Here is a 6,303-nt window from a genome sequence, read left to right on the forward strand (position 1 = left end):
CGAGTCCGGCCAGCCGTTCCCGGCGCTCGGGGCCGAGCCGGTGCTCGCGCCGCTCGAAACGCGGAACACCCGCCCGGGCGGGGTCGGCCGCCAGCGGCAGCTGCGGCGGACCGGGCAGTTCGGGTACCCGCGACGCCCAGTAGTCGCGGTGCGCGTCACGGGAGGGGGCCCGGCGGCTCTCCCGCGCGGCGAGGTAGCTCGCGAAGTCCGTGCCGAGCGGGGGCAGCTCGTCCCGGGGGCTGCGGTAGAGCTCCGCGAGTTCGACGAGAGCGATGCGGATGCTCTGGACGTCGGTGGCCAGCAGCTCGAAGTTCAGGTGCAGCCGGTGCCCGCCGTCCGGCAGCAGGGAGAGGCAGGCTGCGAGCACCTGCCCGGAGGCGATGTCCAAAAGGCGGTGGGAGAGGCGCTCCCTGCGCTCCTCCAGGCGCCGGTCGGCCTCCGCCTGGTCGAGGTGGCGCAGGTCGTCGGTCTCCAGCGGCTCCACGCGGGGCTCGGGGAGGACCCGTTGCCCGCCGTCGTCGGTGTAGGCCGTGCGCAGTGCGGGGTGCCGCTGGATCAGCGCGCGCAACGCCCTCTCCAGGCGCCGGGGGCGCAGCCCGCGGCCGTCGAGTTCGACGTAGAAGTGGCAGGCGACGCCGCCGAGGACCTGGTCGTCGCGGCGTCCGATCCAGTAGGCGTGCTGCACGGGCGTCAGGGGGAAGGGTTCGCCCTCGGCCGCGGCCGGTCCGGCTCCGTCCGGGGAGCCCGTGCCGGGCGAGAGCGCGAGCAGTTCGGTCCACGCGCGCACGGTGGGGCGGGCGAAGAGGTCGGGGAACCGTACGCCGAACCCCTTCGCCCTCTGGTCGTTGGCGAACTGCATCGTGCGCAGTGAGTCGATGCCCAGACCGATGAGGTCGTCCTCGGGCCCGACCTCGGAGAGGGGGCGGCCCAGCAGCGCGGCCACCGTCTCGCGCACCTCCTCGACGTCCACCGCGCGGGAGGGGGCTGGCGGCACCGGCGCGCGGGCCCCGGGGGCGGGTGCGCCGGTCGCGGCGACCGGCAGGAAGTCCGTGTGGAGGGCCCCGTCCAGCGCGGAGTGCAGTATCCGCGCGGGCACCGGCGCCTCCGCGTCGTCGCGGTCCGCGACCGCGCCGCGCGGCAGCACGACCACACCGTCGGGGACGAACCCGTGGGCGTCGGCGGTGGCCGCGCGCACCCGGCGGGCGGCCGACCGGTGGTCGCCGCCGTGCCCGTCGTCCTCCACGAGGACGTACACGGGACCGCCGTGGAAGGGTTGCAGGACACGGACCCGAGAGGGCGACAGGGAAATGCTTCTGCCGATCCCGGCCTCGACACTTCCAATTCCGTGCCGTTTACCCTGGACGAGGACACAAAGCGTGTCCGCGTCTCGTTCGCTGTTTAACACATCGCCAATCGTGCCAAGTGCGGAGTGGGTCTTCAACCCCCTAATCCGGTTACCCGGAGGCTCGGAGAGAAAACACCGCCATGCTTGGCCTTAACCATTCAGGGGCCTCGAGCCGGTCGCCGGTGCCTCCTGCCGGGCGGGCTCCGGCCTGTGCCGACCGGCGCAGGAGCGACCCTGCTCAGAGGGCTTTCGACCGACGTGGAGAACCCTTTTCCGTGTGCTTCGCCGGGGCGGGGCGCACGGGCGTGGAACCGGTCGCGGATGTTTCCGTGCGCCGGTCCGCCCCGCGTGGGCCCCGCCGGGCCCCGGGGCCGCGCCGACGCCCGGGGCGGGGTGGCCGTGAGCGGGTCAACCCCTTCGCGCCGGTCCGTCATCGTGGACCGCATCCCTTACGGAACAGGGAACCGCGGTGACGGCGCCGGGGTCCGCGTGCTGAGCCGCCGGAGCCGCGGCGGACGCGTCCGCGGGTGCGATGACCTGCGCGGCGACCCCCGGGGCGGGCGCCCGACGGCGGTGCCGCGATCGGCGGGGCCGTTCCGGTGGGATGGGCGAAACCGCTTTCCTTTTCGTCACTCAGAGTAGGGAAAGCGGCCCAAAGAAGTGAAACGGAAGGGCCAATCCTATAGTTCCGGGCAAACGGCGGACGAGAAGCAAGGGAAGGCATGCCTAATTTATGCAAACCTTGGTAGCCATATGGGCACTTGCGCCTGAACAGAGTCTTCATATATTGAATTATGGTCGACCCAGAGTGCACCAGGGAGGTGCCTGCGATCATTTCCTCATATAGAGAAAAACCTCCGGTCCCAGAGCCCGGTGAGATCGGGGGGCCCGAGGAGGCATTCGCGCTCGGAGACGAATACGTCGAGTGCCTCGGAAAGATCATCAACAGCCACGTGCGCAACGAGAGGGCCGGAGCGGCCGCGTTCGACGAGCCCTCCATCGCGCACGCGCCCACCGCCAAGGACAAGTGGCTGGCCTGCCGGATGGCGATGGAGGAGTACGGCCACCACCTGCAGTTCAACAAACTGGCCGCCGCGCTCTCCCTGGAGGACCCCTACACGCGTCCGCCCCTGACGGTGTTCGAGGAGGAGCTGTCCAGTTGGCCGGAGTACGTCCTGTCCAAGGCGCTGATCGACCTCGCCGAGATCGTCCTGATGGAGGACCTGTGCTCCTGCTCCTACCGGCCGCTGCGCGACCTGTGCGTCTCCCTGATGCCCGAGGAGCGCTTCCACGTGCGCTTCGGGCGTGACGGCTCGCGCAGGCTGGCCCGTGACCCCGCCCGGCGCGGGGAGATGCAGCGCGTCGTGGACGGCATGGTTCCGGTCACGATGACCTTCTTCGGGCGCAGCGACTCGCCCAACAACGCACGGTTCCGCCGCTGGGGGATCAAGCGGCTGACCAACGACGAGTGCCGGCGGATCTTCTCCGAGCGCGCCCGGTCCATCGTCGAGGACGATCTGAACCTGGTCTTTCCCGAGGTGAAGCAGACATGGAACGGCTCTATGAACTGAACCGTCCCCCCGAGGACACCGAAGCCCTGCTGGGCGCGGGCGGCCCCCGGGTCGGTGCGCTGCTCCGCGGCCTGTGCGGGGGTAGGGCGGTCCCCGTCGCCGGGAGGGCCCGGACGGTCGGCCTGGCGGAGGCGCTGAGCCTGGCGGACCGGGTCGACCCCGCGTGGGTCGCCGGTGTGGAGGGACGCAGCGACCGCGCCCGGACTCGTCTGCTCGACGCCGGACGCGGCGCCGACCTGGAACTGGCACTGCACATGACCATGCTCCTGTGCACGCCCTGTCTGGACCCCGCGGACGACGAGGACGTGGACGCCCACGCCGTCTCCGGCGCCCTGCTCTGGCTCGCCTGCCGACTGGTGGGGCCCGCCCTGTGCGGCGACCCCGACCGGGAGGGCCTGGAATCCCTGTTGGCGGGCGGTTGGTGGCCGCTGGGCCGTGTGGACGGCGCGCTCGTGGCCACCGCCTACCGCGGCCCCGGGACGCGTGCGCTGTTCGCCGCGCCCGGGCCCGAGGCCGCGCACACCCGGGCGCGCACGTGTTGAACCTCGCCCACGACCTGTCCCGCCTGTGCGGGGAGCGCGGATGGCGCGACCGCCCCGCCTGCCTGGAGGACGGCGCGGTCTGGACGCACGGCCAGGTGCACGCGACCGCCGCCCGCTGCGCCGCGGTCCTGGCCGGGCGCGGGGTCGGACCGGGCGACCACGTGCTGCTGGCCCTGCCGGACGGTGCGGCGTGGGTGGTGTCCTTCCTCGCCTGCGCGCGGATCGGGGCCGTGGCGGTCACGGTCAACCCCGACCTGTCCGGGCGCGAACACCGCTACATGGCCTCGGACTGCGCTCCCGTGCTCGTCCTGGCCGAGGAACACCTGCACGAGCGGTTCCCGGACGCGCCCGCGCTCACCGGCGCCGCCCTCCTGGCGGAGGGCGCGACCCGCGCCCCCGCCCCTCCCGTGCCGACGGGCCCGGACGCCCCGCTGTACGTGCAGTACACCTCCGGGACCACCGGACAGCCCAAGGGGGTCGTGCACCGGTGCGCCGACCCCGCCTCGTACATGGAACTGGTGGGGCGTCCCGTGGCGGACGTGGGGCCGACGGACGTGACCCTGTCGGTGTCGAAGATGTTCTTCGCCTACGGCTTCGGCAACGCCTTCGTCTTCCCGCTGCTGTCGGGCTCGGCCGCGGTGTACACCGCCGGGCGGCCCGGGGCCGCCGAGGTCGCCGGCCTGGTGGCGCGGCACGGTGTCACCCTGCTCTACGGGGTGCCCTCCTTCTACGCCAACCTGGTGCGCGAGGCCTCGCCCGCCGACCTCGCCAGCCTGCGCCTGGCCGTGTCGGCGGGGGAGCGGCTGGCGCCCGACCTGGGGGAGCGGGCGCGCGGCCTGCTCGGAGTGCCCCTCCTGGAACAGCTGGGATCGACCGAGGCCGGGCACGGCTTCTGCTCCAACACCGTCTCGCGCGACGTGCCCGGCACCGTGGGCCGCGTCCTGCCCGGGTTCCGCGTCCGGGTGCTGGACCGCGACGGCGCCCCCGTGGCCCCGGGCGGCACCGGCGAACTCCACGTCACGGGGCCCACCCTGATGCAGGGCTACCTCAACCTCCCCGAGGACACGCGGCGGACCCTGCCCGAGGACGGCTGGCTGCGCACAGGCGACCTGGTGACCGCGCTCCCGTCCGGGGACCTGGTGCACCGGGGCCGGACCGACGACCTGGAGATGGTCGGCGGCATCACCTTCTCGCCCGTGGAGGTGGAGGACCTGCTGCGGTCCGACCCCCGGGTGCGGGAGGCGGCGGTGACCAGCCTGCCCGACGAGCGGGGGGCCACCCGCCTGCACGCCTTCGTGGTCCCGGCCTCCTCCGCGGACTCAGCCGAGACGCTGGAGAGCGAACTCATCGACGGTCTGCGCGGACGGGTCGCCCCCTACAAGGTGCCCCGGAGCGTGCGCCTGGTGCCCGACCTGCCGAGGACGCCCACGGGCAAACTCCGCCGGTTCCAGCTCCGGGCCTCCCTGGCGGCCGCCTCCCGGCACGACCCCGCGCGGAGCGCCCCCGGCTCGCCGCCGGCGGGCCCCGCCCCACTCCCGTAAGCAGTGAGAACGGCTCGGAGAGCCATGCACACGTTGCTCATCGACAACTACGACTCCTACACCTACAACCTCTTCCAGCTGATAGCGGCCACGACCGGGGTCGAACCCGAGGTGTGCCGCAACGACGACCCGCGGCTCCTGGGCTCCGGTCCCGACCCCGACGCCGTGGTGGTCTCACCCGGCCCGGGGCGCCCGGACCGGCCCTCCGACCTCGGACACGCCTCCGCGTTCCTGACCCGCACACGCGCGCCCGTGCTCGGCGTGTGCCTGGGCCACCAGGCCCTCGGCTGGCTGGCGGGCAGCCCCGTCGTCCCCTCGCCCCGACCCAGGCACGGCGCGGTCGAGCGCGTCCTGCACAACGGCCGCAACCTGTTCACCGGCCTCCCCCAGGGGTTCCCGGCGGTGCGCTACCACTCCCTGTGCCTGCCGGACGGGGTCAAGGAGCACCTCGACGTGGACGCCCGGACCGAGGACGGCGTCGTCATGGGCGTCAGCGACCCCCGGCGCGCGTGGTGGGGGGTGCAGTTCCACCCGGAGTCGGTCGCCACCGAGCACGGCGCCCGGCTGGTGGGGAACTTCTTCTCACTGGCCCGCCCCACGGCGCGCGGCGGATCGGCGCTCGGGAAGGGGAGGGCCGCCGACCCCGCGGTGCGGCGCGCGCCCTCCCCGGAGACCCGCCCCCGGACGCCCTGGCTGCTGCGGTGGCGGCGGCTGGAGCGCGCGCCGGAGGCCGAGTACCTCTTCCGCCTCCTGTTCGCGGACCTGCCGTACGCCTACTGGCTCGACAGCAGCCGCCTGGTCGAGGGGTTCTCCCGCTTCTCCTTCCTCGGGGCGCCGTCGGGGCCGGACGCCGAGGTCCTGACCTACGACGCCGGTGCGGGCCGCCTGCGCGTCGGCGACGGGGAGGGCGCCCCGAGGCACACCGAGGAGGGGTCGGTCTTCGACCTGCTGGAGGCGCGCCTGTCCGCCGCGCGCACCCCCTCCCCGCGCGAGCTGCCCTTCGACTTCAACGGCGGTTACGTGGGCTACATGGGCTACGAGGCCAAGGCGGACTGCGGGTCCCCCAACCGCCACACCGCGCACACCCCGGACGCGCTGTGGATGTCGGCCACCAGGACCGTGGCCGTCGACCACCGGGACGGCGCCACCTGGCTGCTGGCCTCCTGCCGCGACCTGCCCGCCTCGGTGGAGGCGGCCGACCAGTGGCTGGACAGCGTCCAGGCGCTGGCGGAGGGAGGCGTGCGGCACTCCCGGCCCGCCCCCGCGGCCCCGGACCCGGTGGAGCCGACGCCGTTCCTGAGGCG

5 protein-coding genes are annotated in these 6,303 nt (G+C 73.6%); 4 read left to right on the forward strand and 1 reads right to left on the reverse strand.

The genetic code is table 11. The features are described 5' to 3' along the window. On the reverse strand, positions 1-1,255 hold a 1,255-nt coding region (locus DQW06_RS14110), incomplete at its 3' end, for a condensation domain-containing protein (RefSeq protein WP_232833022.1). 1,043 nt (positions 1,256-2,298) lie between these two features. Here DQW06_RS14110 and DQW06_RS14115 point away from each other — a divergent pair. From DQW06_RS14115 to DQW06_RS14130, 4 genes are all read left to right on the forward strand, one after another. Then, positions 2,299-2,916, forward strand: coding sequence for a Phenylacetic acid catabolic protein (locus DQW06_RS14115; RefSeq protein WP_019607584.1), 618 nt, complete (start codon positions 2,299-2,301; stop codon positions 2,914-2,916). Continuing rightward, a complete protein-coding gene (locus DQW06_RS14120) occupies positions 2,895-3,458 on the forward strand; it encodes a hypothetical protein (RefSeq protein WP_117198607.1) in 564 nt (187 codons plus the stop codon). Before DQW06_RS14115 ends, DQW06_RS14120 begins: the two co-directional genes overlap by 22 nt. After that, positions 3,452-4,999, forward strand: coding sequence for an AMP-binding protein (locus DQW06_RS14125; protein ID WP_232051655.1), 1,548 nt, complete (start codon positions 3,452-3,454; stop codon positions 4,997-4,999). The genes DQW06_RS14120 and DQW06_RS14125 overlap by 7 nt, the downstream gene beginning before the upstream one ends. 24 nt (positions 5,000-5,023) lie before the next feature. Beyond that, positions 5,024-6,303: gamma-glutamyl-gamma-aminobutyrate hydrolase family protein (locus DQW06_RS14130; protein ID WP_198662446.1), on the forward strand; the 1,280-nt coding region annotated here is incomplete at its 3' end.

The sequence above is a fragment of the Nocardiopsis sp. TNDT3 genome (assembly GCF_003427465.1).
In the GTDB taxonomy this organism is placed as follows: Bacteria; Actinomycetota; Actinomycetes; order Streptosporangiales; family Streptosporangiaceae; genus Nocardiopsis; species Nocardiopsis dassonvillei.

Bases quoted from the DNA above. Each gene is read 5' to 3' on its own strand.
- DQW06_RS14120 (WP_117198607.1), top strand. From the start codon at position 2,895: ATGGAACGGCTCTATGAACTGAACCGTCCCCCCGAGGACACCGAAGCC.